The organism is Chryseobacterium cucumeris, from assembly GCF_001593385.1.
Lineage (GTDB): Bacteria > Bacteroidota > Bacteroidia > Flavobacteriales > Weeksellaceae > Chryseobacterium > Chryseobacterium cucumeris.
On sequence record NZ_LUVZ01000001.1, the window covers coordinates 233,710 to 257,972 of the forward strand.

Annotated in this window: 27 protein-coding genes; 5 read left to right on the forward strand and 22 right to left on the reverse strand. The window is 36.7% G+C overall.

What is annotated here, in order from left to right:
• Positions 1-79: 79 nt before the first annotated feature.
• Entirely contained in the window at positions 80-1,531 is a 1,452-nt protein-coding gene (gene pdxR, locus A1704_RS01080) for a MocR-like pyridoxine biosynthesis transcription factor PdxR (RefSeq protein WP_062669650.1), read from the forward strand.
• A gap of 126 nt (positions 1,532-1,657) precedes the next feature.
• Here pdxR and A1704_RS01085 read toward each other — a convergent pair whose 3' ends face one another.
• Positions 1,658-2,794: an NAD(P)H:quinone oxidoreductase gene (locus tag A1704_RS01085; protein WP_062669652.1), complete on the reverse strand. Its 1,137-nt coding sequence runs from the start codon at positions 2,792-2,794 to the stop codon at positions 1,658-1,660.
• Positions 2,795-2,909: 115 nt separating this feature from the next.
• Between A1704_RS01085 and A1704_RS01090 the strand changes: the two genes are divergently transcribed.
• Complete coding sequence (locus A1704_RS01090) at positions 2,910-3,713, forward strand: AraC family transcriptional regulator (protein ID WP_062669654.1); 804 nt, start codon at positions 2,910-2,912, stop codon at positions 3,711-3,713.
• On the opposite strand, the gene A1704_RS01095 is transcribed toward A1704_RS01090, so the two are convergent.
• From A1704_RS01095 to A1704_RS01160, 15 genes are all read right to left on the reverse strand, one after another.
• A complete protein-coding gene (locus tag A1704_RS01095; protein WP_062669656.1) occupies positions 3,695-4,351 on the reverse strand; it encodes a DUF6766 family protein in 657 nt (218 codons plus the stop codon). The two genes, A1704_RS01090 and A1704_RS01095, sit on opposite strands and share 19 nt — an antisense overlap.
• A gap of 52 nt (positions 4,352-4,403) precedes the next feature.
• Entirely contained in the window at positions 4,404-5,936 is a 1,533-nt protein-coding gene (locus A1704_RS01100; RefSeq protein ID WP_202967935.1) for an FAD-dependent oxidoreductase, read from the reverse strand.
• Between the two features lie 20 nt (positions 5,937-5,956).
• Complete coding sequence (locus A1704_RS24325) at positions 5,957-6,121, reverse strand: hypothetical protein (protein ID WP_157885741.1); 165 nt, start codon at positions 6,119-6,121, stop codon at positions 5,957-5,959.
• Positions 6,122-6,158: 37 nt separating this feature from the next.
• On the reverse strand, positions 6,159-6,905 hold the full coding sequence (locus A1704_RS01105) for an SDR family oxidoreductase (RefSeq protein WP_062669661.1): 747 nt from the start codon (positions 6,903-6,905) through the stop codon (positions 6,159-6,161).
• Between the two features lie 23 nt (positions 6,906-6,928).
• Positions 6,929-7,720, reverse strand: a complete 792-nt coding sequence (locus tag A1704_RS01110; RefSeq protein ID WP_062669663.1) for an SDR family NAD(P)-dependent oxidoreductase — start codon at positions 7,718-7,720, stop codon at positions 6,929-6,931.
• Positions 7,721-7,725: 5 nt separating this feature from the next.
• Positions 7,726-8,226, reverse strand: a complete 501-nt coding sequence (locus tag A1704_RS01115; RefSeq protein ID WP_047430617.1) for a CinA family protein — start codon at positions 8,224-8,226, stop codon at positions 7,726-7,728.
• A gap of 126 nt (positions 8,227-8,352) precedes the next feature.
• Positions 8,353-10,491 (reverse strand): catalase, encoded by a 2,139-nt coding sequence (locus tag A1704_RS01120; RefSeq protein ID WP_062669665.1) that lies wholly within the window; start codon positions 10,489-10,491, stop codon positions 8,353-8,355.
• Positions 10,492-10,549: 58 nt separating this feature from the next.
• Positions 10,550-10,927 (reverse strand): hypothetical protein, encoded by a 378-nt coding sequence (locus tag A1704_RS01125; RefSeq protein ID WP_062669667.1) that lies wholly within the window; start codon positions 10,925-10,927, stop codon positions 10,550-10,552.
• A 15-nt stretch (positions 10,928-10,942) separates the two neighbouring features.
• Complete coding sequence (locus A1704_RS01130) at positions 10,943-11,245, reverse strand: hypothetical protein (protein ID WP_131797461.1); 303 nt, start codon at positions 11,243-11,245, stop codon at positions 10,943-10,945.
• A gap of 62 nt (positions 11,246-11,307) precedes the next feature.
• Positions 11,308-11,895, reverse strand: coding sequence for a ferritin-like domain-containing protein (locus A1704_RS01135; RefSeq protein WP_062669671.1), 588 nt, complete (start codon positions 11,893-11,895; stop codon positions 11,308-11,310).
• Between the two features lie 72 nt (positions 11,896-11,967).
• Positions 11,968-12,762, reverse strand: a complete 795-nt coding sequence (locus A1704_RS01140; protein ID WP_062669673.1) for a KGG domain-containing protein — start codon at positions 12,760-12,762, stop codon at positions 11,968-11,970.
• A gap of 214 nt (positions 12,763-12,976) precedes the next feature.
• On the reverse strand, positions 12,977-13,591 hold the full coding sequence (locus A1704_RS01145; protein ID WP_062669675.1) for a Crp/Fnr family transcriptional regulator: 615 nt from the start codon (positions 13,589-13,591) through the stop codon (positions 12,977-12,979).
• Between the two features lie 46 nt (positions 13,592-13,637).
• On the reverse strand, positions 13,638-14,234 hold the full coding sequence (locus A1704_RS01150) for a Crp/Fnr family transcriptional regulator (protein ID WP_062669677.1): 597 nt from the start codon (positions 14,232-14,234) through the stop codon (positions 13,638-13,640).
• Between the two features lie 316 nt (positions 14,235-14,550).
• Positions 14,551-14,784 (reverse strand): hypothetical protein, encoded by a 234-nt coding sequence (locus tag A1704_RS01155; RefSeq protein WP_062669679.1) that lies wholly within the window; start codon positions 14,782-14,784, stop codon positions 14,551-14,553.
• 85 nt (positions 14,785-14,869) lie between these two features.
• Positions 14,870-15,754: a DMT family transporter gene (locus tag A1704_RS01160; RefSeq protein ID WP_117753074.1), complete on the reverse strand. Its 885-nt coding sequence runs from the start codon at positions 15,752-15,754 to the stop codon at positions 14,870-14,872.
• 96 nt (positions 15,755-15,850) lie between these two features.
• Between A1704_RS01160 and A1704_RS01165 the strand changes: the two genes are divergently transcribed.
• The gene (locus A1704_RS01165; protein ID WP_062669682.1) at positions 15,851-17,272 is read left to right on the forward strand and encodes an aminotransferase-like domain-containing protein; all 1,422 of its coding nucleotides are present in this window, start codon (positions 15,851-15,853) and stop codon (positions 17,270-17,272) included.
• Between the two features lie 145 nt (positions 17,273-17,417).
• Here the strand turns inward: A1704_RS01165 and A1704_RS01170 are convergent, their stop codons facing one another.
• From A1704_RS01170 to A1704_RS01190, 5 genes are all read right to left on the reverse strand, one after another.
• Entirely contained in the window at positions 17,418-18,014 is a 597-nt protein-coding gene (locus A1704_RS01170; RefSeq protein WP_034698263.1) for a Crp/Fnr family transcriptional regulator, read from the reverse strand.
• A complete protein-coding gene (gene ytxJ / locus A1704_RS01175; protein WP_062669684.1) occupies positions 18,011-18,391 on the reverse strand; it encodes a bacillithiol system redox-active protein YtxJ in 381 nt (126 codons plus the stop codon). Before ytxJ ends, A1704_RS01170 begins: the two co-directional genes overlap by 4 nt.
• Positions 18,388-18,849, reverse strand: coding sequence for a DUF1569 domain-containing protein (locus A1704_RS01180; protein ID WP_262486803.1), 462 nt, complete (start codon positions 18,847-18,849; stop codon positions 18,388-18,390). The genes ytxJ and A1704_RS01180 overlap by 4 nt, the downstream gene beginning before the upstream one ends.
• Positions 18,843-19,379, reverse strand: a complete 537-nt coding sequence (locus A1704_RS01185; protein WP_062669686.1) for a YfiT family bacillithiol transferase — start codon at positions 19,377-19,379, stop codon at positions 18,843-18,845. Before A1704_RS01185 ends, A1704_RS01180 begins: the two co-directional genes overlap by 7 nt.
• A gap of 216 nt (positions 19,380-19,595) precedes the next feature.
• Positions 19,596-20,738 carry a DEAD/DEAH box helicase gene (locus tag A1704_RS01190; protein ID WP_062669688.1) on the reverse strand — a complete coding sequence of 381 codons (1,143 nt, stop codon included), beginning with the start codon at positions 20,736-20,738 and terminating at the stop codon, positions 19,596-19,598.
• A gap of 214 nt (positions 20,739-20,952) precedes the next feature.
• Between A1704_RS01190 and pncA the strand changes: the two genes are divergently transcribed.
• On the forward strand, positions 20,953-21,558 hold the full coding sequence (gene pncA / locus A1704_RS01195) for a bifunctional nicotinamidase/pyrazinamidase (protein WP_062669690.1): 606 nt from the start codon (positions 20,953-20,955) through the stop codon (positions 21,556-21,558).
• 189 nt (positions 21,559-21,747) lie between these two features.
• Here pncA and A1704_RS01200 read toward each other — a convergent pair whose 3' ends face one another.
• Positions 21,748-22,929, reverse strand: a complete 1,182-nt coding sequence (locus A1704_RS01200; protein WP_228432286.1) for a pseudouridine synthase — start codon at positions 22,927-22,929, stop codon at positions 21,748-21,750.
• Positions 22,930-23,030: 101 nt separating this feature from the next.
• On the opposite strand from A1704_RS01200, the gene aroB reads away from it, so the two are divergent.
• Positions 23,031-24,077 (forward strand): 3-dehydroquinate synthase, encoded by a 1,047-nt coding sequence (gene aroB, locus A1704_RS01205; RefSeq protein WP_062669692.1) that lies wholly within the window; start codon positions 23,031-23,033, stop codon positions 24,075-24,077.
• Positions 24,078-24,263: the final 186 nt, after the last annotated feature.

The following is a 24,263-nucleotide window of genomic DNA, read 5'->3' on the forward strand; positions in this document are numbered from 1 at the left end:
TGTGCTTTATTGCATGACAAAATTATTCTATATTTGGACTGTTTAAATGATTCAGTTTTTACATAAATAGATAGTCCAGATGTTACGGCCTTGGAAATTGGAATTAGAAATTGATAAAAAGCTTGATAAAGCAGTTTATCTACAGATTGCGGATACTATTATCACTGATATTCGTACAGGAAGATTAAAAGCAGGGGATGCCCTTCCCGGAAGCCGAAACCTTGCTCAAACGTTAAAAATAAACAGAAACACTGTTGTAGAAGCCTATCAGGTGTTGATCAATGAAGAATGGGTAATTTCAAAGGAAAGAAAAGGTATTTTCGTGTCAGAAAAGCTTCCTGTCTTACATGAAAAAAATGCAAATGCATTGCAGGATTCTAAAAATCTACAGGTCTTGCCTAATGGAATTTTAATTAATTTCGATGACGGGCATCCCGATAGTAAAATTGCACCTGTAACAGAATTGGCAAGAGCTTATAGGCAAATTTTCAGTATTAAAGCCAAATGGCAGATGATGGGTTACGGAGATGAACATGGAGATTTGGATTTTAGAAAAATGATCTCTCAGATGCTTAATCATCAGCGCGGAATGCATATTCTTGAAAACGAAATTTCTATCACCCGAGGCAGTCAGATGGGTATGTTCCTTACTGCTCAGAGTCTTTTAAGTCCTGGTGATATGGTTGTTGTGGAAGATCCCGGCTATCAGCCTGCATGGCAAGCGTTTCAGTATGCGGGAGCACAGCTTTTGTCTGTACCTGTAGATCATGAAGGAATCAGTGTCGAGGCTGTTGAAAAGCTTTTAAAACAACATCGAAATATAAAAGCATTATACATTACTCCTCACAGGCAATATCCTACTACCGTTACGCTAAGCCTTTCAAGAAGATTAAAACTGATTGAGTTATCAAATCAGTACAATATGACCATCATTGAAGATGATTATGATAATGAGTTTCACTTCGGATATCGTCCTATTCTCCCGATTTCAAGTTTTCCCGAACTGCACAATTATGTGTATATCGGAACTTTAAGTAAGGTGGTAGCTCCCGCTTTGAGGATTGGTTATCTGACCACTAAAAATCAGGAACTGCTGAAAAGAATTGGTGATCTGAGAAAGATTATTGATGTGCATGGAGATGTGATCATGGAACAGGCAGTTCTTCAGCTCATTAAAGAAGGTGCTATAAAAAAGCACATCAGAAAAGCAACCGTTCATTATAAGAACAAAAGAGATTTTGTTTTTGAATTGTTGAAGAAAAACATGAAAGATATTGCTGATTTTACACTACCCGAAGGTGGTCTGGCTTTTTGGATAGTTCCTAAAGTACAATTGGATTGGGATGCGGCAACAACTTTATTACTGGAAAAAAATATTAAGATTATTCATCCTAAACAATATAGTCAAAATAATGTAAATGGATTCAGATTAAGCTATGGAGCGCTTTCCGAAGAACAGCTGAAACAAAGTATTCCTTTGATTGCTGAGATTTTTTCAAGGTTTATGATCAAAGATAACGTTGAATTATAATGGAAAATAATTATACCCCGGTTTTTATCCCTCGCAGATTTTACAGATTACACAGATTTTTATGCTCGGTGTAATCTGTCAGATCTGTCAGATTTTTATGTAAAAAACATTAATGATTATGAAAATCTACTCTACTTCAAAAACTGCCTGAATCTCTACTGAAGAACCTACAGGAATAGAAGAAGCCCCCAAAGTAGCTCTGGCATGTTTTCCTTTTTCCCCGAAGACTTCAACCGCAAGATCGGAAGCAATATTCATCAGATCTGCATGTTTTGTATAATCATCCTTGGTATTGAAGATTCCTGTAAGCTGAACACATTGTTTTACTTTGCTCAAATCTCCTCCAACCGCTTCATTTAATACTGAAATCACGTTCAGCATGGTTACTTTTGTAGCATCTTTCACCTGTTGCTCATTTACTTCAACACCTAATTTTCCCGGATTGAAAATTTTCCCGTCTTTTAAAGCAACCTGATTGATAAATACCAGATTTCCGGAACGTACAAACGGCTGATAATTTCCTGCCGGTTTTGGAACCTGTGGAAGTGTAATATTTTTCTGCTTCAATATTTCATTGAAATTCTGGTGATTTTCAGCAGCAGCTATTGTTTTCTTAGGATGAGTATCCTTTAACGCCAGTGCTATTTTTGCGAAATTTCTTCCCTGAAGTTCAGCAATATTTCGTTCTCCTTTCGTTGGTCTTTCCACATCTTTTAATGAAGCCATGCTGGTAACTCCCAAAACCGTATTCCCCTGTGGAATAGATTTGTTCAGCTCTTCTGTTCCACGAATTCCATTAGATACCAATACCATCCCGTGCACAGCAAGACTGTTCCAAAAGGCCTGAAGAGCAAGCTCTTTTCCTGCTCCGCTTCCCGCTGACATAAAAACAGTGGCAGGAACTCCTTCCAAAGCGTGATTAGTCCACAACGGAACGGTTTTCGATAAAAACTCACTCATCCCCGTACTGATATTCCCGAAATAAACCGGTGAACCAAAAGCAATTCCATCATACGAGGTTAGTTCATCTACAGTTGCTACAGGAAGATTTTTCAGGGTTGGATTTTGTGAGGCTTTGACTAATTTGATATACGGAACTGCATTATTTTCAATTTCCATTCCTTTGGCTATTTCTTTAGCCAGTTCGTAAGTTCCACCATTATCGGAATGGATAAGAACCAATATTTTAGCTTTATTTTGTGCCATGATGTAAGTGTTATTAGATAATAAAATTAAAATAAAAAAAATACATAGTTTTTTCATTCTGAATAAGATATAAATTATATTTTGGATTAATCATGTAGCTATTACATTGATAATACAAAATTACTACTGTCGTTTTTATTAAATTTGCCAAAATATACATACAAAACGACATATGAAATGTGGACTGATTGAAAAAACGGAAAGCCAGTTTGTAGATTCTATAGAAAAAGAAGCTTATGTGTGGTGCGAAAAAAACTGGAAACATGATGATTATGAACACAGGCATACCCGTGCCCAGCTTACATTTGTGGAAGAAGGTTATCAGTATTTTCATATTGACAGGAAAATTTATCTTGTCCCACAATATCATGTCATCTGGATTCCTTCAGGAAGGGCCCACAAAATTACCTCAGAGGCACAAACCGTTAATCTGATGGTATTTCTTTTCAAATCTGTTTTTGAAGATGAATTTTATCAGAATGTTCAGGTATTTGCTGTTCCACCTGTTTTGAAAGAAATGCTTTTGTATGCCTCAAAATGGAACCAATCTCTGAATGAAAATGAAGAACAGGATATCTTCTTTAGAGCTATTTTAAAAAGTCTTCCTAATTTCTGCAGGGAAAGCAGCGGTCTAGAAATCCCTGTACCAACTGACACCAGACTGATTCCCGTGTGCAATGATATTAATTCCAATTTTAAATATAATCTGGATATTGTTTCTTTAGCCGAAAAAGCACAAATGTCTGTGAGAAGTCTCCAGAGAATTTTTAAAAATGAAACAGGAATTACGTTACAGAAATACCTCCAGCTAACCCGAATTTTAAAAAGCATTGAGTTAATTGATACCCAACAATATACTTTGAGTGAAGTAGCTTATAAAGTAGGTTACCAAAGCCTGTCAGCATTCACAGCATCATATTTTGCGATTATGCAGACAAAGCCAAAGATGAATAAAAATCAAGGGGTTTCATCATGAGCCATATCAACGGGTTTTGATTCCGGAGAACCTTTTTCGCGGAGCCATATAGAGAGAAGAACAAGAGAAGCTACTGCCAGGAATTCACTCTGCCAGTTTTGAAAAGATTCAAACCAGAATCTTGATTCTGAAATATATTGAATGGCCGTTACAGCAGTATTTCCTTTTATCATCTGTTCATCATTGAAATCCTTAAGACTTCCATAAAAATGTAAAATAAAACTTGCTAGAAAGAGAATGGCAAAAGCGAGTGATAAAGAGTGTTTGTAGAGTTTCAGCCATATGCCTCCTTTTTTAACAGGCCACGGTGCTTTTGGGTGTGGTACGGGTTCTTTATCAACATCTTCGTCCTCTGTCATAGATTTTGATTCACTAGAGCCTTTTTGTCTCAGGGAAATCGTTAATAAAACATACAGCATCATCTGTAGGAATTCGCTTTCCCAATTTTCAAAAGTTGCCTGTATAAAATGCCCGCTATGGATGTATTCACCAATCTTTAAAGCAGGCTGTCCGTTTTCAATAAGTTCTTTATTTTCTGTTTTCCAGCCCATAAATAACTGTCCTGCAAGAAAAATAATCATCAGGATAATGAGAACAATACTTAAGCTGTTGCGATACAGGAAGCTGTTGCGTGACATATTTCGGAGTTTAAAGGTTAGAGTTCAGGGTTCAAAGTTTAAGGTTTAACGTTTATAAATCACGTTTTTGGTAAGGAAATACCTTTGGCAGGTTCTTTGTGGTAGGCCCGGTAAGGATTTTTCCGTTAACATTAAACCGGGATCCGTGACATGGGCAGTCCCAGCTCAGTTCAGCACTATTCCACCGCACTTCACATCCTGCATGTGGACAGGTACTTCTCAGAAGATGCAACGTGCCATCATTTTCTTTGTACAGTGCATAAGATTCGGATTTGTATTTGATCACTTTTGCTTCACCTTCTCCAACTTCTGAAAAGGATTCAATTTTATCCTTGAAAATTTTATCTTTCACAAAATCAAATGCCACAGTTGCTGCTTCCTTCACAAAATCAGAAAATCCGGCAATAGGTTTGATTCTTGAAGGATTAAATAAGTCTCCATATTTACTTTTTCCGGTAATGATTAAATCATGTATTATTTGTGAGGAAAGTGTCCCGAATATCATTCCGTTACCTCTGAAGCCTGTTGCCACAAAAATTCTTTCCTTAGTTTCTGGTAATTTCCCAATGTATGGAAGCCCATCTACTGGTTCGTAATATTGGCTGGACCAGCTGTAGAATATGGTTTCCACATCAAAGTATTTCCGTACATAATTTTCAAGCCTTGAGAAGCATGCTCCGGTGTCATCAGCATGTCCTGTTTTGTGGTCTTCACCGCCTGCAATCAATAAGTTTTCACCATCGATATTCTGAATACGGTAATAATGATAAGGTTCACAGAGATCATAACCTAACTCCCGCGGATATTTATCATTTTTCAGAGTAAATGCCGTCACATAGCTTCTGTAAGGCGCGTTAGTAAAATGAAGCAGATTCACTCCCGGCGGAATATGAGTGGCATATACTACATGTTTTGCTTGTATTTCTCCCTGGGAGGTTTTTAAAATAACATTGTCTTTCTGCTCATCATGTTCTTCAACAAGACAATTTTCCAGAATAGAACCGCCCAGTTTTATAAAAGCCCCGCAAAGTCCTTTAATATATTTTATCGGATGAAAATGCCCCTGACCAGGAATAAGCACCGCTTCTCTGAACGGGATAGGAAAAGGAATTTCATTTACATAACTCATTTCGTGGCCTACTTTAGCTGCTCCTTCTACAATGTCTTTTAACTGTTCTTCCTGTTTTTCATCCAGGGCAAAAAGGTAAGCTGACTTTCTTGTGAAATCACAGCTGATCTGATATTTCTGAATATTATCTTCAATAATACTGATGGCATCAGTTCCGGATTGTGCATACAGTTGTGCATTATCCAGTCCAAAATCACGGATAGCCTGATTAAAGGTTGTATCAAAAAAATCGTTCAAATGAGCTGTTGTGCCGCCAGTAGTTCCGAATCCTATATTGGCTGCTTCCAGAATAATACATTTTTTTCCGGATTCCTGAAGTTTCAGTGCTGTTGAAACTCCTGTAATTCCACCTCCTACAATGGCAACGTCAAATAATGAGCTGAGATCCGTTTCTGCAGAAAATTTTCTGATCTCTTCCTGCCAAATACTTTTTCTTGCACCGTCTCTGTACATCATCAGAATTTTTTATAGTTAATTTATCTGATACTCAGGGTATCACTTTCGGGCAGACCTGATTTATCGGTATTGGACGAACTGCTTTTCTGATCCCTTTTCTTGTTTTCGTCTTCATCAATATTACATCGGCAGGAAGTAAAAGCAAACAGGCTGATAACGCCTAAAATAAGTGCTGTAGTTTTCATATTTTAAATATTTTGATGTTTTATACTTTAATATACTTTATCCGTTTACTATCAGTCCTCCATTGGGATGAAGTACCTGTCCTGTCATTTGTGAGGCATCCGGACTTGCCAGAAAAAGAAAGCTGAAGGCTATTTCTTCAGGCGTTGCATTTCTTTCCAACGGTGGTTTGTTGGGATTTTCTTCTTTTTCATTAAAAGTTTCTTCAGTAAGCGGTGTAGCCACAGGTCCCGGAGCAACGGCATTAATCCTGATTCCTTTGGGTTTGGCCTGCAGTGCCAATGAGCGGGTGAAAGAAACAATAGCGCCTTTTGTTGCAGAATAGTCAAGGAGCTCAGGATGTCCCTGATAAGCGGAAACGGAAGTGGTATTGATTACGCAGCTTCCTTGTTTCAGGTAAGGAAATACAACTTTCGTTAATAAAATCATTCCTACAATATTGGAATCAAAGGTCTGTCTGATGTTTTTCTCTTCAAGTTGTTCAATACTGTCTGCAGGAAATTGAACTCCGGCATTATTAATGACGATATCAATTTTTCCGAATGATGAATTAACTTCTTTTACTGTTTTTTCACAAAATTCATAATCATTGATATCTCCCTGAAAGATGATGCATTTTCTATTCAGGTTTTCAATTTCTCTTTTTGTTTTTTCAGCATCACTATCACTTGAATGATAAATAATAGCAATGTCTGCTCCTTCCAAAGCAAAAAGAAGAGCCACTGCCTTACCTATTCCGCTGTCGGCTCCGGTAATCAAAACAGATTTGTTATCTAATTTTCCCATTTCATAATCTTTTTATTTCTGCTCTATTCTATTGGTTTCTGCATTTCTGCCATTCTATGAGCGGCCATACTATCACTTGTAAGATTCGCCATCGCTACGGACAGTTTATTTTTCAAACCCGAAATTATTTTATCTTCATTATTCATCAGAGCGTTATAGCCGTCAATTGCCACTTCTTCCGGAGAGGCCAGACTATCTTTATCTTCCAGTATTTTACTGCGGTTCATATCTGCTTTATTAAAAAAGTCAGTATCTGTAGGGCCGGGTAAAAGAGCCGTCACTGTAATTCCGGAGTCTTTCAGCTCTTCACGAATGGCTTCAGACCACGACAAAACAAATGCTTTGGTAGCATGGTATACCGAATGCCATGGGCCAGGAGCTTTACTGGCCACAGAAGCCAGATTCAGAATTTTTCCTGATCCTTTTGGAAGCCTGTCCTTAATAAAAAGCTTTGTAAGGATGAGAACTGAAATAATATTTAAATGAACAATATCTATTTCCCTATGAATATCCGTATCCTGAAATTTCCCATACACTCCCTGTCCTGCGGCATTAACTAATATTTCAGGACTTATTGCATTCATTTTCAATTCAGAATAAAGAGAATACGCTTCTTCTTCTAAAAACAGATTTTTAGAGATACTGATCACGTTTACTCCATGGTTTTTAAATTCTTCGGCTTTTCTTACCAGTTCTTCATGGTCTCTGGCTACAATGACAAGATCGTAGCCGTTCATGGCAAACTGTTTCGCGAGTTCATAACCAATACCACTGGTAGCACCTGTAATAAGTACAAATTGATTCTTGCGTTGCATAAATTTTATTTTAAGATTAAAAGCCTGTTAAGCTCACTTTTAAAACAGCCCAGAATAAATTCCGTGTAATACAGCTGGGCATTTAGAGCTTGTGTTTTCGGATGTAATTCCAGTTTTTTAGTCAGGACAATCTCACCTTTGTAAGAGAATGAGAAATAGGCAAAAATTTTATATCCTGAATTCCGGATTGGCGTACAGTAGCCGGTAGTGGCAATAGACCAGTCGGATTCGTAAAGTCTTGCTACATTTAAAGCCATCGTCTCTGCAATATTCTCTGAAACGCAGTCACATTCTTCAGCTTCCTGTCTGTCAACCTTTAGTAATTTTACTTTTTCTGACAAAGAATAGGCTGTCATTCCTCCTTTGTAGAACATTGACGCATTAGGCATCTGTGAAAAAGCCAGTTGCAAGCATCCTGACGTAACACTTTCTGCAATTGAAATGGTTTCATCGGTGGTCATCAGTGACTGACTTATATATTCTAAAAGATTTTTCTGAAAATCCATAATAGTATAATTTTTAATGAGGTTAAAAAAAGAAAGCTAAAAAAGCTGCTGAATAAATAGACAGCAGCTTTGCTTTCACATAAAAATATTTAAGTTGCTTGGTGTGGTGTGAAGGGTGTTTATCATTTAAGCGTTTCTCTCCTTTTCAAGATCCCAGACTCTGTGCTGAGCAACAGCCTGGATGAATTTATCTGATGGATCATTGTCTTCCCATGTAATGATTGCAGGATCCTCATGTTGTTTCGCTGATACATTGGAATTATGGTAAAGTACCTCTGTATCTTTTCCAAAGTAAATTGCTTTACAGTGTTTATAAGCTTCATTGATGAAATGCAGAACCAGATGTTTGTTTTCAGCAATCATCAATTCTTTTACGGAATTTTCTCCCGGACAGATGGTAAGAGCATCAAAACAGACACTTGCCGTACTGGTAAGAGAATGTTTGGGAGTCAGCTCGGAACCGTCATTGAGTTTTACCGGAGCAACACTTGTTGCAATCAGTTCCACTCTGGCACCTTCTGCTTCAAGTTTTGTTTTAAGATCATTGACAGCTCCTCCATCTGCACCGTTAGCCAGAATAAAGCCTATTTTTCGGCTTTTAATCGTGTTTTTAACGGTATTCATCATGCTTAAAGCATCAGAAAACTGTGTATGTGGTTCTCTTTCTTCGCTTTGAAGTTCTATGATGTTACTATCCGCCGGCAGACTTTGATTGGGCCATTCCAGTTTTTTAACTTCCACTCCTAATTTTTCCGCTACTTTCCATGCAAGATCTGTATCAATATAGGCAAGCTGCCCTACCAGTCTTTCTCTGATCTCAGGACGGGTTACCTTTGACAATTCAAAGATCAACGCATTCTGAAGGTGTGTTTTCTCCGGTGCAGACTGGCTGTTATAGAATAATTTCGCCTGTGAATAATGATCTACAAAGCTTTTACTCCTTTCTCTGATCTTCACTCCTGAAACTCTTTCCTGCTGGGAGGTAAAGCCGCCTTCAGACATCATGGCCTGAAAAGGACATCCACCGCCTATGGAATTCGGTTCATAGCTGCTTTTTCCTTTCACGATCTGCTGTCTCATATGGCCATCTCTTTGGTTGTTATGAACCGTATTGATGGATCTGTTGATCGGTATTTCATGGAAATTAGGCGACCCCAGTCTTGAAAGCTGTGTATCGGTATATGAAAATAATCTTCCCTGCAGCAGCGGATCATTGGTGAAATCAATCCCAGGAATAATATGTCCCGGGTGAAAAGCAATCTGCTCGGTTTCTGCAAAGAAATTATCCGGATTTCTGTTAAGCGTTAAAGTTCCAACAATTTCTACAGGAACTTCTTCTTCGGGAACTATTTTTGTAGGGTCAAGAAGATCAAAATCAAATTTGTGTTCATCTTCTTCAGGAATAAGCTGTACCCCGAAATCCCATTCCGGATAATCACCATTTTCAATGGCTTCCCATAGATCCCGTTTATGGAAGTCAGAATCTACTCCGGAAATCATCTGAGCTTCACTCCAGGCTACGGAATGCACGCCTAATCTGGGCTTAAAATGGAATTTTACAAAATGTACTTTTCCTGCCTCATTGATGAATTTAAAAGAATGTACGCCAAAGCCCTCCATCATTCTCAGACTTCTCGGGATCGCTCTATCGCTCATTAGCCACATAATCATGTGCATACTTTCGGGCATTAGTGAAATAAAATCCCAAAATGTATCATGAGCAGATGCAGCCTGCGGAATTTCATTGTCTGGTTCCGGTTTTACGGCATGCACAAGATCAGGAAACTTGATCGCATCCTGAATAAAAAATACCGGCATATTATTGGCCACCAGGTCATAATTTCCTTCTTCAGTATAGAATTTCACCGCAAATCCACGGACATCCCTTGCAAGATCTGTACTTCCTTTACTCCCTGCTACAGTTGAAAACCGTACAAATACAGGTGTTTCTTTTCCCAGTTCTGTTAAAAATTTTGCTTTGGTATACTCTGCAAGGCTTTTAGTAAGTTTAAAAATGCCATGCGCGCCGGAACCTCTGGCGTGAACTACTCTTTCAGGGATTCTTTCATGATCAAAATGGGTAATCTTTTCCCTCAGAATGAAATCTTCCAGTAATGAAGGGCCGCGCTCTCCGGCTTTTAAAGAATCCTGATTGTTATTGATCTTTAAGCCCTGATTGGTAGTCAGTTTTTCATTATCATTGGAAGTACTGTGTACATCCAGTTGTTCTGCTTTCTTGTTGTGTTCGTTGGTGTTCATATTCATAATCTTTTTGTGGTTGGTGTATTTTCTTTCAAAAGCAGTAGATCATGGGACACAGAAATTAATCTGTCTTATTTCCCAGAATTTCAAGAATCCTGTTGATATATTCTTCTTCCTTCAGAACTTTATAATAAGCTGTTTTGGCATATAAAGTAAATGCGGGAGATTCATATCTTATTTCAGCATCCATATCCGTAGTTTTCGTTGTGTTATTAGAGTGGAACTCCTGGATATTGAGGATATATTCTTCGAGATAAGTATCTATAACTCCTTTCAGAACTTCACAGGTAGCATTGTTCTTAATCTTTTCCAGAGACTTGATCAGAAAAGCTGTCACTCCGTAAGAATTCATAACAGACGGAAATAAAGACTCATTCTCTATTGCATTATTTTTGTTATTCAATTCGGACTGTTGCAAAGTGTCGTTTTCAAATGTCATATTCAAAAAATGGTATTAGTTATTGGAAACTTTCAAATACTGTTCAAAATAATGAAGGTCATTTTTATCTTTTATGGATAAATAAAACATGATCTGCTCCGGTTCTTTTAAGCCTATACTGCCTAAACAGTCGAAATGAGCAATTAACGCCTGGATATTTTCAATATCAATATCTTTCAGAATGATAAATAGCAGGAAGATATTTTCTCTGATCTCTTTAGCATAAATTGCAGCTCCATCTTCGAAACACGTCCCTGTATGGGAGACTTTTACAAAATCTTTGTGTTTCAGTGTTTTTATGATTTTCTGACAGTCCATATATTTTGATTTCATGATTAAAATAAGCCATATAGAACAAGCTATATGGCTTATTGCATAGTTTAGTCTTCTTGTTCTGCATCGAAATTGATGGATGTCTCCGCAATATCTGTAAGATACGAATCCGTATCTTCTTCTTCCTGAAGGGTTCTTTCAAGAAGGTCTGCAGCCTTATCATGTCCCATGGTTATGGCTAGCTGGGCCAGCCCGCCGTAAGTGGCAATTTCGTAATGTTCTACTTTCTGTGCAGCAATAATTAGTGCTACATCTCTTGTTGCAGAACCATCTTCTGTGGATTTGATGACTTCTTCGCCTTCTTCGATGATTCCTTTAATAGCTTTACATTCTTTTTTTTCGGGCTTTTCTTCAATAAGCTGGAATACTTTTTCCAGTCGCTTAACGTGTTTTTGGGTCTGAAGATGATGATCTTCAAACGCATCCTTCAGTTCTTCCGTTGTTGCGGCTTCCTGCATCTTTTCCAGCGCTTCAAGAATGGCATTTTCAGCAAAATAAATATCTTTAAGAGCACTTACAAAAAACTTATGCAGCGGAGAACTTTTCATTTCATCCTTGTTGACTGTTTCTTTGTCTGCCGTACCTTTCTTGGTAGCAGGAACTGCACTTTCAGCTTCTAATATTTTATTGGGCATGGTGTAAATGGTGTTTGTTATTAAAGGATTACCTCTTTATATAAGTCTAAAGAGGCAATCCTGGAAAAAGAATTATGAATTACGTCTGCCTCCGAATCCGGAACGACCTGAAGATCTTCCGCCTCCGTGGGATGCCTGACCTCCCATTCTGGCTATTCTTGTACGCTCAGATTTACTCATCGCAGCAAATCCTCTTCTTGAATTTCCTGAGTTTGAGTTTGAACCTCCTCTTCCTGAGCTATTACTATTGTTTCCTGATCTCGATGAACCTCCTCTTCCTGAGCCGGAACCTGAGTTCGAAGATCTGCCTCCACCATGTGAAGCCTGACCTCCCATTCTGGCTATTCTCGTACGCTCAGCTTTGCTCATGGAAGCGAAACCTCTTCTTGAAGTACCATCTCCCGATGATGACCTGCCTCTGCCTCCTGATCGGGAGCCGGAACCAGAATTTGAACGTCCTCGGGAACTACCACCGGAGTTTCCTCCACGAGAACCGCCTCTACCGGAAGTAAATCTTCCCTGGCTGTCTCTCTGCTGATTGCCGTTTCCGCCTCTTGAACTGCTTCTTCCTCCTCTACGACCCCTCTGATCATCATCGTCTTCTTCGTCATCATCATAATCTTCATCATCTTCATCATCATAATCGTCGTCGTATTCATCATAATCATCTTCATCGTAATCATCATCATAATCGTCATTTTCATTATCAAAATAATTTTCATATTCTGAAAAATCATCGTCATAATCTTCATCTCTTGTTGCATCATTAAAACCATGATCATATCCTAATTGATATACTTCTTCAAGGTTTTCTGGCGAATGCGAACGCCCTCTTGAGCTGCTGCTTCTCGAATTTCTAGTGTTCATAACTGAATTTTTTTATTAATATTTAGTGATGTCTATTGCAGTCCGTGACTAGTATTAGACGGCAACAATTGGGTGTCGGTAATTTTAAATAATAATAAAAGCGAAATGCTTTTTGCTTGCCTTTTACTAAGGGCTTAAGAATTGTGAAAGAATGTATGTCAAATATACGTTAGAATAATTCACTTTTTTATGACCTGAATCATGTTTATGCAGATTAATACAAAATTTTTCTGTCTTTTAGGATAATACTACCCTCTTTTTCCATTTTTTTCAGAGTACGGATTACTGTTTCCACGCGCATACCTGTAAGGTTGGCAATCTGTTGTCTTGTAAATTCAATGTGAAAACATTTTTGGCAGTCTTCATCATGATAGCTTTTAAGATATTCCAGTAAACCCTTAAGCCTCTGCATAGGGTTTTCTGATGCAAGGCTCTGTACCATTTTCAATTTATAAAAAATCTCCTGTGAAAAACAGGCATTCATTTCAAGAGAAAGATCTGGATTCTGTTTGATCATTTCAAAGAAATTATTTTTGGGAAGTCTGATAATCCGGGAATCTTCAAGACATATGGCATTGATTGGATAATTCTGATTGAGAAAAAGCATGGCTTCTCCAAAGCTTTGTTTTTTGCCCAGAATATTATGAATGAATTCTTTTCCGTTTTCATTATAATTATTCAATTTTACTTTCCCTTCACTAATCTGAAAATAATAAAGTGCATGATCCTCTTCTCTAAAAACTGCTTCCCGCTTTTTATAATCCTTGTCTTCTGCACCAAAAGAGTGCAGAAGACTTTCATCAATATTCATACAGCTGATTGTTTTCATAATATCAAATAGGTTTTAAATAAAAAACAAAACATAGAAATTTAATCTAATATAAGATTTTACGATTTTCAATTCTTACGATTTTATCTCGTTCCATATGTTTAATAGTCCTTATTGCTGTTTCCACACAAAGACCTGTAAGGCTAGCCATTTGCTGCCTTGTTAATGGAATCAGGAATGAATATGGACGTGCATCTTTCTGAAAGCTCTTCAAATAATCCATAAGCCCCCTAAGCCTGATGGATGGGTTTTGAGAAGAAAGATTCTGCATCATAATAAATTTATAATAAAGGCGTTCAGAAAGAAAACTGTTAACCTCCATATATAATTCAGGGTTCTGGTTTAGTAAATTAAAAAAAATGGATTTATGAAGTCTTAGAACACTGCATTCTGTAATGGCTTCAGCATTCATAGGATAAGGTTTCTCTATGAACAGAATAGATTCTCCACAGCTTTCTCCATCGGATAAAATGTTCTGAATAAATTCTTTTCCTTCTTCGTTATAATTATTAAGCTTAACTTCTCCTTTAATAATCTGGTAATAATAATTAGGGATATCCCCTTCGTAGAATATCACTTCTGAAGGGGTATAATGTCTCGTTTCTGCTCCCGCTGAAATCAAAATGTTTTCGTCGATAACCATAATAGTTGTTTTTGGTGTTGTTTTCTTCTTCTCCTCTTCTCAGTCTTAGTAAAAATATTGGTAATCGATAGTAATGTGCATGCAAAAACCGCACCTTAATTATTACTCCTAAAGTTAAAAAACGTTAAAAAATTTAACAACTTCAAGTGTTTTTATATTTATTGATTAGATATCACTACTAAAAGTGTAATTAAATTGCTTTTTTGATACCACATTTTTAAATCTGTGGTTTTGATAGTATGTCGGAAAACAAAATAGTAAAACCCGTTTTCACTTATTGAAAACGGGTTTTTCAAAGTAATTACATAAAAAGTTGCTACTTTTTTGGGATTTTGTTTTTATGGGCTCCTATAGTATCTGTAAGTTTTTTTGAGGAAACCGTATCACGATGGATTGTATCGGAAGGGATTGGGCTTACAGGAGAAACGGAATTCGTCCTTATGGTATCAGCTATGATTGTGTCTGTAGCTACATGTGTTTCTGTCCTCGATTCTTTTTTGCAGCTCAGGACAATAAATCCTATAAGCAGACTTGACATAATAAACTTCATAATGCTCTATTTTGTGGTGATATATCAAAGGTAGACTATTGTGAAGCAGATTCTTATGACTTAAATCATAATGCTTTATATTTAATTATTTCGCAAACTTCTTAGTTCCTGCAACACATAAGATCACCCCTACTGTCACCCCTAGCATTCCTACACTTACCTGCTCATGAAGAAGCCATGCAGCCAATGCCAGCCCAAAGAAAGGTTGAAGTAACTGCAGCTGGCCAACAGTAGCTATTCCTCCCTGTGCTAATCCTTTATACCAGAATATAAATCCAATAAACATACTGAAAAGAGAAATATAAGCCATTCCAAACCATCCCTGAAAACTGACATTTTGAATATCAGCCGGAAAATAAATAAAAAATAAAGGAATCATTACAGGCAGCGCCAATACCAAAGCCCACGAAATCACCTGCCATCCGCCTAATGTCTTGGATAATTTAGCTCCTTCAGCATAACCCATACCACATAAAATAACGGCAAGCAGCATCAGAATATCTCCAATAGGTGATGCAGATATTCCTTGTGAAACAGCATAGCCAATCACCAAAAGGCTTCCTACAATCGAAAAAAGCCAAAATATAGGATGAGGTCTTTCACCACCACGCATCACACCAAATACAGCAGTAGCCAAAGGTAACATTCCCAGAAATACAATAGAATGCGCTGAAGTAAGATATTGAAGCGCTAATGCTGAAAGAAGAGGAAACCCTACCACACAGCCAAGAGAAACCAATAATAATGGAATCAAATCTTTTTTGACAGGACGTTTTTCTTTCCCAAGCCATAATACGATAAGCGCCAGGACTCCGGCAACAGCTGCACGAACAATCGTTACAAAAGTAGGACTCATTTCCATTACAGCTAATTTAGTGGCCGGCAAACCGCCGCTAAATAAAACTACACCTATAAATCCATTGATCCAGCCACTTATATTTTCATCTTTTGATAGTTGCTTTGTCATCATTTTATTCAAGCTTTTAATTAATATTCAAAATTAGAAAGGATAATTAAATAAACACAGTATCAGTTTTGTATATTTACATGAGCACAGTTTAACAATATGAGTAAAGAATTTTTATATACGGAAATTGCAGACGGAATTGCAGGACAGATCAGAAATGGGATTCTAAAGACAGGAGACAAGCTTCCTTCTGTAAGAATGCTATGCCAGGAACATCAGGTGAGTATGAATACTGCCAAGCGTGTTTTTCTCGAACTGGAATCACAGTCTTTAGTAGAATCTAAACCACAGTCTGGGTATTTTGTAAGCCAGCTGCTCTCTGCAAAACTTCCTTTACCTGAGGTAAGCCGCCCATCATTGATCGCCAATAATGATGAACCGGATGAACTGATCAGTAAGGTATATGAAAATATGGGTAAAAAGGATCTTACCTTTTTCTCTATAGGAATTCCATCAGGAGCTCTCTTACCTCAGGCTAAACTTAAGAAAGAAATTGTAAACGCCACAAGGGAATTAAAAGACGGTGGTACAGAATATGAAGAACTTCAGGGAAATCTGAAGTTAAGAAGAATGATTGCTGTACGTTCTTTGCAATGGGGAGGAAATCTGAGCGAAAATGACCTGATTACCACCAATGGCGGAATGAATGCTCTTTCTTTTTGTTTAATGGCTTTAGGAAAACCAGGAGACACCGTTGCTATTGAAAGCCCTTGTTATCCCGGAATTCTTCAGCTTGCCAATGGTTTGGGTTTAAAAGTCTTGGAACTTCCTACCCATCCCACTACCGGAATAGAAATTGAGGCTTTAAAAAAATTAATGCCTAAAATAGATCTGTGCTTGTTGATTCCCAATTTTAATTCACCTTTGGGAAGCTGTATGCCTGATGAAAATAAAAAGGAAATTGTAAAAATACTTTCTGAAAATAATATTCCGTTGATAGAAGATGACGTCTATGGAGACCTTTATTTTGGTTCCAGCCGTCCAAAATGTTGTAAATCTTTCGATAAGGACGGAAACGTACTGTATTGCAGCTCTATTTCAAAAACTTTGGCTCCCGGATATCGTGTAGGCTGGATTGCTCCGGGGAAATATAAAGATAAAATTCTTAAGCTTAAACTGCTGCATTCTACATCTTCTATTTCCATTGTGAATGAAGCTGTTGCCAATTTTCTGAAATCCGGAAAATACGAAAAGCACCTTCAGCAGCTTCGCAGAACATTACAGTTCAATTATCAGAACTATGTACAGACCATTGCGGAATCTTTTCCTGAAGGCACAAAAACCAGTCGTCCACAGGGAGGCTTGTCTTTATGGGTAGAATTTGATCAAAAGATTCGAACAACAGAATTATACGATCTGGCCATTAAACAGAATATCAGTATCGCTCCCGGAAGAATGTTTACCTTTCAGGAACAGTTTGAAAACTGCATGAGGCTCTGCATAGGGCTTCCATGGTCGGAAGATACACAGACAAAACTCAGACAGGTTGGACAGCTTGCCAAAAAGATTTATTTAAAGTAAGGAAGATGGAGGCCGGAAGATTGAAGCTAAAATAGTTTTAAAAATAATTTACCTTAATTCTTATTGATATTGTAAAGGAAATCTTATAACTCTTGAAGTTTTTTTATATTTACCAGAACTTCAAGCCTCCATCTCCCAGCCTTTCTTATTTATTATCCGGGATGAAATTTTTTCTCGCCAGCTCCTTTCTTACACGGCTCAGGCTCTCAGGAGTAATTCCGAGGTAAGAAGCAATCATCCATTGTGGAACTCTCAGGAGTAAATCCGGATACATTTTGATGAATTTCATATACCTTTCTTCTGCAGTCTCTCCCAATAAAGAATTGATCCTGTTTTGAAGACTTCTGATATGTTTCTGAAGAAGAAAATCACTTCTTTCGATGCTGTTCGGAAATTGTTCTACCAGTTTGTTGAAGAAATCAGGATGAAGAAACAAAACTTCAGAATCTTCCACTGCTTCTATATAATAAATGGATTTTTCATTGAAATAAAGGCTGCTTCGGTCAGAAATCAGCCAGCTTTCCGGAGCAAACTGTATAATATGTTCCTTTCCGTTTTTATCAATGGAATACATCTTTATCAGGCCTTTTTCTACAAAGAAAATATGTCGGCAGATTTCACCATACTGAAGAAGGAACTGGTTTTTAGGAATTTTCTTTACTTCATAGTGAAGACTACACGTATTCACATTCTGAAGCGGAACATTTAAAACTTTGGCTAAATAATTATTTATATTCTTCATGATACAATCTGGCTTAAAGAAATATCCTGGTGTGAAGCACTGTTAACAGGTTTTCCGTTCTCTATGACAATCAGCTGCGGACTTTCATGTCTGATCTCAAAATCTGCTGCTATTTTGTTAGAAACAGGCCGGTGTGCCAATAAATCCAGATAGTATACACTCACCAGTTGGTCTGAATTTTCTATTTCTTTTTCAAAGTTTTTCAAAACTGTCCTGCTTATGAAACAGCTTGTAGAATGTTTAAATATCGCTATCCTATTCTGAAAAGAGTCTTCCATTGCTTTGGCAAGGTCTTCTTCAGATTCTATCTTTTTCCAGAATGTTTTTTGGTCAGGGGTTTCGTTTTTACCACCGAATATTTTATCAAAAAAACTCATACATTAAATTGTTTTAGATGATGATCAAGATGTTTGTATTCTAAAAATGTCCAGTCTTTTTCAGTCATTGTACCGAATAATCTGTGGCGGTCCGGCAGGTTGTTTTTTTCACAAACTTCCCGGAATTCTTCCAGCGTTTTCAGCAGATTGGTTTTTGAAACATCGAAATCACACTCAAAATTAACGATTAGTTTTTGAAAAGTAGGCATGTTTCTGGGAATTCCATTATTGAAAATATGCATTTCTATTTTAGTAAAAATCCCTACTGCCTCAAAAATGACATTAATACGGGGAAGTTCGAACTTTCCCAAAGCCACCTGAAGAACTAAATCACAATGCTTTAGCATTTGACACACGTTCATCTTCCCCCATTTTCCAATAGAGTTTTCAGATAACATAGAAATCCTGTTAATAATTTCCTGATAATATATAGGATTATTAAGACGTTTTCTTACCAACCTTTTTCTATCTTCAGATTTTCAATATGAGCAAAATGATGATTGCAGTGCCACACATATAAAGCAAGGCTTTCTCTTAAATTATAATTTTTATTGTGCTCAGGATGATGGAAGGTTCTTTCAAACTGTTTATTGGTAAGACTTTTAAGAAGAGCTACCCATCTTTGGTGTGTTCCCTTCAACATTCTCATTGCCGGTTTTACGGGCATATGAAAACTGTCCTGAAGCTCCGCCCATTTCGCTTCATCATAAGGCTTTATAGTAGGATTTTCTTCTGTCAGTGCCAGTTTGAAACGGATAAAACTGTTCATATGACTGTCAGAAAGATGATTCACAAGTTGCCTTACTGTCCAGCCTCCTTCTCTGTAAGGAGTATCCAATTGATCGTCTGTAAAATGTTCAATAAGATTCTTTAGCCTTCCAGGAAAATCTTTGATTACTTTGATATAAGTATCCAATGTAATATCACAAATATTTTCAGGCACTTCAAACGGGCCTATTGGAAACTTTTTTTTCTCTAAATCAATCATTGTTCAGGTTTTAATTTTTTAATTATTGCCGATTGGTATTACTATTATTGATGAGAATAATTGACAAATACCAGCTTGCGCGAATTTATCAAAAATTCAAGAATATAAAGTGAATAAAGCATTAATTATACCGATAATGTTTTTTGTGGTACCGATTTTTTATTAAAAAAGGCTTAAATTGTATAAACTGAAACCTTTCTTGATTATAATAAAGTATTAATATCCGTGTAAATCAATACCTTCTGTTCTTTGCAGGGTTACTTTTCGACCCATTTTCTTTTGAATTACTCTGAAATGCTGCAATTCATCATCCGTCAAAATGCTGATTGCAGTTCCTTTTTCATTGGCACGCCCTGTTCTACCAATACGGTGAATATAATCCAGCGGTGAACGCGGCAACTCGTAATTGATAACACATGGCAGGGATTCAATATGGATTCCTCGCCCAATTAAGTCTGTAGCCACCAAAATCTGAGCACCGTTTACTTTAAATTCTTCCAGATTATTTCTTCTCGCTCCCTGTGACTTCTGGCTATGAATGGCCACAGCTTTTATTTTATTCTTTTTAAGTTTCTCTACCAGATTATCTGCAGATCTTGTAGACGAAACAAAAATCAAAGCCTTTTCAACTTTTTTTTCTTTGATCAGATATCGTAAAAAAGGTCCTTTATTTTCCGGAGCAACATGATAAGCAAGCTGTTCGATATTATCAATTTCAACTTCTTCTTTTTTAATCTCAATAATTGTAGGATTGATAGAAAGACGTTCTTTCATTTCAGCAACTTTATCATTCAAGGTAGCTGAAAATAAAGTAGTTTGTTTCGCTACAGGCATCATGGCAAAAAGCTTATTCATTTCTTCACCAAACCCTAGCTGAAACATTTTATCTGCTTCATCAATCACCAAATGTTTAATTCCTGAAATACTTAATGCATTATGATCAATTAAATCCAGCAGACGTCCCGGAGTAGCAATCAAAACTTCCACTCCAAACATTCCCTTCATCTGTGGATTGATAGAAACACCTCCATAAACAGCCATCGTACGGACTTCTCTCTTTAGATTTTCTGTGAATGCCCTGAAAACTTCATCGATCTGAATAGCTAATTCCCTGGTAGGAACCAATATCAAAACCTGAACATTACGGTTTTTTTTAACTTCCGCATTCTGTAATTTTTCTAGAATCGGCATCACAAAACACGCTGTTTTACCAGAACCTGTCTGAGCAATTCCCATCAGATCTTTCCCTTCCAAAATAACAGGAACAGCCTGCTCTTGTATAGGGAACGGTTTTAAATATCCTAATTTTTTGACAGAACGAATAATATTGTGTGATAATCCTAACGATTCAAATGACATAAAAATACTTATTTCCTGCAAAGATACGCTATTGATATTTGGTGTAAGCCTCAAAATACAATAGGCTGCAGATAAACTTCAATTATTTAAAATTTTATGCCTTTCATTCAAAAACATTGAAAATTTATATTGCCGATTTGTCCGAAAATTCAGGTTTGGACAAATTTTTGAAGATTAGTTTTGTAAATTTATCAAAAATTCGAGAAATCAAAATATGAAAAAAGCGTTAATAATAGTCGATGTACAGAATGATTTTTGTGAAGACGGAGCACTTGCAGTTCCTGGAGCGAGCGAAATTATTCCATACATCAATCTCCTGATGGAAGAAAATGAATATGATCAGGTGGTTCTTACACAAGACTGGCATCCTGCAGGTCATAAAAGTTTTGCAAGCAGCAATGGAAGAAAGGTAGGAGAAAGTATTATTTTAAATGGTGTTCCCCAGTTTATGTGGCCGGATCACTGTATTCAGGGAACTTTTGGGGCAGAATTTCACAAAGATCTGAACAGAGATAAAGTAACCCACATTGTACAGAAAGGTAAAAATATTGAAATTGACAGCTACAGCGGTTTCCAGGATAACAACCATTTTATGAAAACAGGTTTGGATGATTTCCTGAAATACCATGATATCCAACTGGTAGAAATTGTAGGTCTGGCATTAGACTATTGTGTTAAATTTACAGCACAGGATGCAGTAGCTAACGGATATGTAACGTGCCTTCATTTCAATGGAACACGTGCAGTAAACGTAAAACCTGACAACGGCAGAGCTGCCATCTATGAAATGATTGAAAAAGGAGTAACGGTGTTGGGTTAATTCTTTTTAATGATGAATTATAAATGATGAGTTATGAATTTTAAAATTTATAGCTTAATAAAATAAAAAAGCGCAGAAAATAATTCTGCGCTTTTTGTTTTTTATCCTAAAGATACTTTTGAGAGAATGAAGTAAATTACAAATCTGAATCTGTTATTCATCATTTATAACTCATCATTTATCATTGTTTTAAAGCATTTTAAGGTTGTTCACTTCCAGTTCTGTAAGGATTCTCCAGTGTCCTCTCTTGATATTCTTCTTCGTTAATCCTGCAAACATTACTCTGTCTAAAGATTCTACCTCGTATCCTAATCTCTGGAAAATTCTTCTGATCACACGGTTCCATCCGATGTGGATCTCAATTCCAATTTCATTCTTAGGTTTCCCTTCAATATATGAAATCTGATCAACCACAGCTAATCCTTCATCAAGACGGATTCCTTCTGCAATAAGACGTAAATCTTCACCAGTAAGTTTTTTATCCAATGTTACATGATAAATCTTCTTAGCATCAAAAGATGGATGCGTCAGTTTTTTGGTCATGTGTCCGTCATTGGTCAGTAAGATAACTCCTGTTGTAGAACGATCCAGTCTTCCCACCGGGAAAAGTCTGTACGGAGAAGCATTCGCTACAAGATCCATTACAGTTTTTCTTGCTTTATCGTCTTTTGTAGTAGAAATATAACCTTTTGGCTTATTCAAAAGTACATATACAGGTTTTTCAGGAGTAATGCTTTGTCCGTCAAAAACTACTCTGTCTGTTTTCTGTACCTGATATCCCATTTCAGTTACCACCTTTCCGTTGACTTCTACCAATCCCTGAGTAATCAGTTCATCAGCTTCTCTTCTGCTGCAGATTCCGGAATTAGCAATATACTTGTTAAGACGGATGCTGTCTTTATGAACATCTTTTTCAATTTTATTCAACCTTCTTTTCTGTACAAAAGATCTTGTTTTGTCATCATTTCTGTCTTCACCATTAGATGGTCTTCTTCCGTATTTCAGGCTGCCTCTTTCATACTTATCTCTTGTATCGAAATTCTTTCCTCCTCTCTTCGGTTTTCCAAAAGATTTTTTCTCATAGCTCTCACTTTTGTTCGTGATATAAGGTTTTCTTTCAGATTTTGAACCTGAATCTTCGTTAGAATTTTCGAAACTGTCGGTATTTCTTTTAAAAGGTTTCTTTTCAAATCTTGAGTTGGATCCCTGATGTTCTGGTCCTTTTCTTCCTCCGTCTTTAGAGAACGGCTTCTTGAAAGGTTTTGATCCTGAAGAATTTCCAGATCTGGAAGCACGAGAATCATCAGAACTTTTCTTGGTTGAAATTCTTGGTCTCTTTGGTCTATCTGAATTATTATTATCTCTGCTCATTCTAAAAATTTATGCAAAGATAGTAATTTAGTTACGAGTTAAAAATTAAGAATCATAACTTTGCACTATAGTTTACATTTTAACTTTACATAAAATAGAAGATGATAACAATATTAAACGATAATTTTTCACAGCTCAACGAGTTTCTTCACGAAAAAACTTTCAGTAAAATTTTCATTCTTGTAGATGAAAACACCCATGAATACTGCCTTCCTGTTCTTTTAGGAAATATGGAAACGGATCTTGGCTTTGAAATTTTAGAGATTGAAGCGGGAGAAGAAATGAAAAATATCCAGACAGCCAATCAACTTTGGGAAATTCTTACAGAAATGCAGGCGGACAGAAAAGCGCTGGTTATCAACCTTGGCGGTGGTGTAATAACCGATATGGGCGGATTTGTGGCATCTACTTATAAAAGAGGAATACAGTTTATCAATATTCCTACTACCCTTCTATCGATGTGTGATGCTTCCATAGGGGGAAAAACCGGGATTGATCTGATGCACTATAAAAATATGGTGGGAACTTTTGCTTTCCCTGAGCAAATCTTTATTTTTCCCAAATTCTTAGAAACACTACCTTTTAAAGAATTAAGAAGCGGATTTGCTGAAATGCTGAAACATGGGTTAATTGCTGATAAAAATCATTGGGACCAGCTAACACAGATCCGTAAACTGGAAGTAGAAACGGTAATCCCACATATTCAAACGTCTATGAATATTAAACAGAATGTTGTAGATCAGGATTTCCATGAGCAGAACATTAGAAAAACACTTAATTTCGGGCATACCATAGGACATGCAGTAGAAAGTTTATGTCTGCAGCAGGAAAACCCGATTCTTCACGGTGAAGCTGTGGCTATGGGAATGATTGCTGAAGCTCATCTGGCTTATCTTGAAAACCTTATTTCTGAAGAAGATTCAAAAATAATCATTGAAAACATTCAGAGATATTATCCATACCTTGATATCAGCGATTTTAAAGATGAAGATATTACTGCTTTACTATTGAATGACAAGAAGAATACCGACAGTAAAATCAATTTCTCTCTGCTTTCTGGAATAGGTTGTTGCATCTATGATCATCAGTGCAGCAAGGAAAATATCCTTGAATCTTTATCTTTTTATAGAAAATTGAACGATGCTTAACGTGTTTTTCAAAAAATAAATTTATTTTAAAACGTGTTTTTGACAAAATTGTCAATTTAGACCACGTCTAAACAAACATTTATTTAAAATTACAAATAATTAACAATCAATACTTTATTTAAAAAATCACTTAAACACTAAGTGATTTTTTATTGATTTTACTCATAAAAAAAATTTTGGCAAGCA

Coding starts and splice junctions, on each gene's coding strand:
- pdxR (WP_062669650.1), top strand. CDS start 80: ATGTTACGGCCTTGGAAATTGGAATTAGAAATTGATAAAAAGCTTGAT.
- A1704_RS01085 (WP_062669652.1), bottom strand. CDS start 2,794: ATGAAAAAACTATGTATTTTTTTTATTTTAATTTTATTATCTAATAAC.
- A1704_RS01090 (WP_062669654.1), top strand. CDS start 2,910: ATGAAATGTGGACTGATTGAAAAAACGGAAAGCCAGTTTGTAGATTCT.
- A1704_RS01095 (WP_062669656.1), bottom strand. CDS start 4,351: ATGTCACGCAACAGCTTCCTGTATCGCAACAGCTTAAGTATTGTTCTC.
- A1704_RS01100 (WP_202967935.1), bottom strand. CDS start 5,936: ATGATGTACAGAGACGGTGCAAGAAAAAGTATTTGGCAGGAAGAGATC.
- A1704_RS24325 (WP_157885741.1), bottom strand. CDS start 6,121: ATGAAAACTACAGCACTTATTTTAGGCGTTATCAGCCTGTTTGCTTTT.
- A1704_RS01105 (WP_062669661.1), bottom strand. CDS start 6,905: ATGGGAAAATTAGATAACAAATCTGTTTTGATTACCGGAGCCGACAGC.
- A1704_RS01110 (WP_062669663.1), bottom strand. CDS start 7,720: ATGCAACGCAAGAATCAATTTGTACTTATTACAGGTGCTACCAGTGGT.
- A1704_RS01115 (WP_047430617.1), bottom strand. CDS start 8,226: ATGGATTTTCAGAAAAATCTTTTAGAATATATAAGTCAGTCACTGATG.
- A1704_RS01120 (WP_062669665.1), bottom strand. CDS start 10,491: ATGAATATGAACACCAACGAACACAACAAGAAAGCAGAACAACTGGAT.
- A1704_RS01125 (WP_062669667.1), bottom strand. CDS start 10,927: ATGACATTTGAAAACGACACTTTGCAACAGTCCGAATTGAATAACAAA.
- A1704_RS01130 (WP_131797461.1), bottom strand. CDS start 11,245: ATGGACTGTCAGAAAATCATAAAAACACTGAAACACAAAGATTTTGTA.
- A1704_RS01135 (WP_062669671.1), bottom strand. CDS start 11,895: ATGCCCAATAAAATATTAGAAGCTGAAAGTGCAGTTCCTGCTACCAAG.
- A1704_RS01140 (WP_062669673.1), bottom strand. CDS start 12,762: ATGAACACTAGAAATTCGAGAAGCAGCAGCTCAAGAGGGCGTTCGCAT.
- A1704_RS01145 (WP_062669675.1), bottom strand. CDS start 13,591: ATGAAAACAATCAGCTGTATGAATATTGATGAAAGTCTTCTGCACTCT.
- A1704_RS01150 (WP_062669677.1), bottom strand. CDS start 14,234: ATGGTTATCGACGAAAACATTTTGATTTCAGCGGGAGCAGAAACGAGA.
- A1704_RS01155 (WP_062669679.1), bottom strand. CDS start 14,784: ATGAAGTTTATTATGTCAAGTCTGCTTATAGGATTTATTGTCCTGAGC.
- A1704_RS01160 (WP_117753074.1), bottom strand. CDS start 15,754: ATGATGACAAAGCAACTATCAAAAGATGAAAATATAAGTGGCTGGATC.
- A1704_RS01165 (WP_062669682.1), top strand. CDS start 15,851: ATGAGTAAAGAATTTTTATATACGGAAATTGCAGACGGAATTGCAGGA.
- A1704_RS01170 (WP_034698263.1), bottom strand. CDS start 18,014: ATGAAGAATATAAATAATTATTTAGCCAAAGTTTTAAATGTTCCGCTT.
- ytxJ (WP_062669684.1), bottom strand. CDS start 18,391: ATGAGTTTTTTTGATAAAATATTCGGTGGTAAAAACGAAACCCCTGAC.
- A1704_RS01185 (WP_062669686.1), bottom strand. CDS start 19,379: ATGATTGATTTAGAGAAAAAAAAGTTTCCAATAGGCCCGTTTGAAGTG.
- A1704_RS01190 (WP_062669688.1), bottom strand. CDS start 20,738: ATGTCATTTGAATCGTTAGGATTATCACACAATATTATTCGTTCTGTC.
- pncA (WP_062669690.1), top strand. CDS start 20,953: ATGAAAAAAGCGTTAATAATAGTCGATGTACAGAATGATTTTTGTGAA.
- A1704_RS01200 (WP_228432286.1), bottom strand. CDS start 22,929: ATGAGCAGAGATAATAATAATTCAGATAGACCAAAGAGACCAAGAATT.
- aroB (WP_062669692.1), top strand. CDS start 23,031: ATGATAACAATATTAAACGATAATTTTTCACAGCTCAACGAGTTTCTT.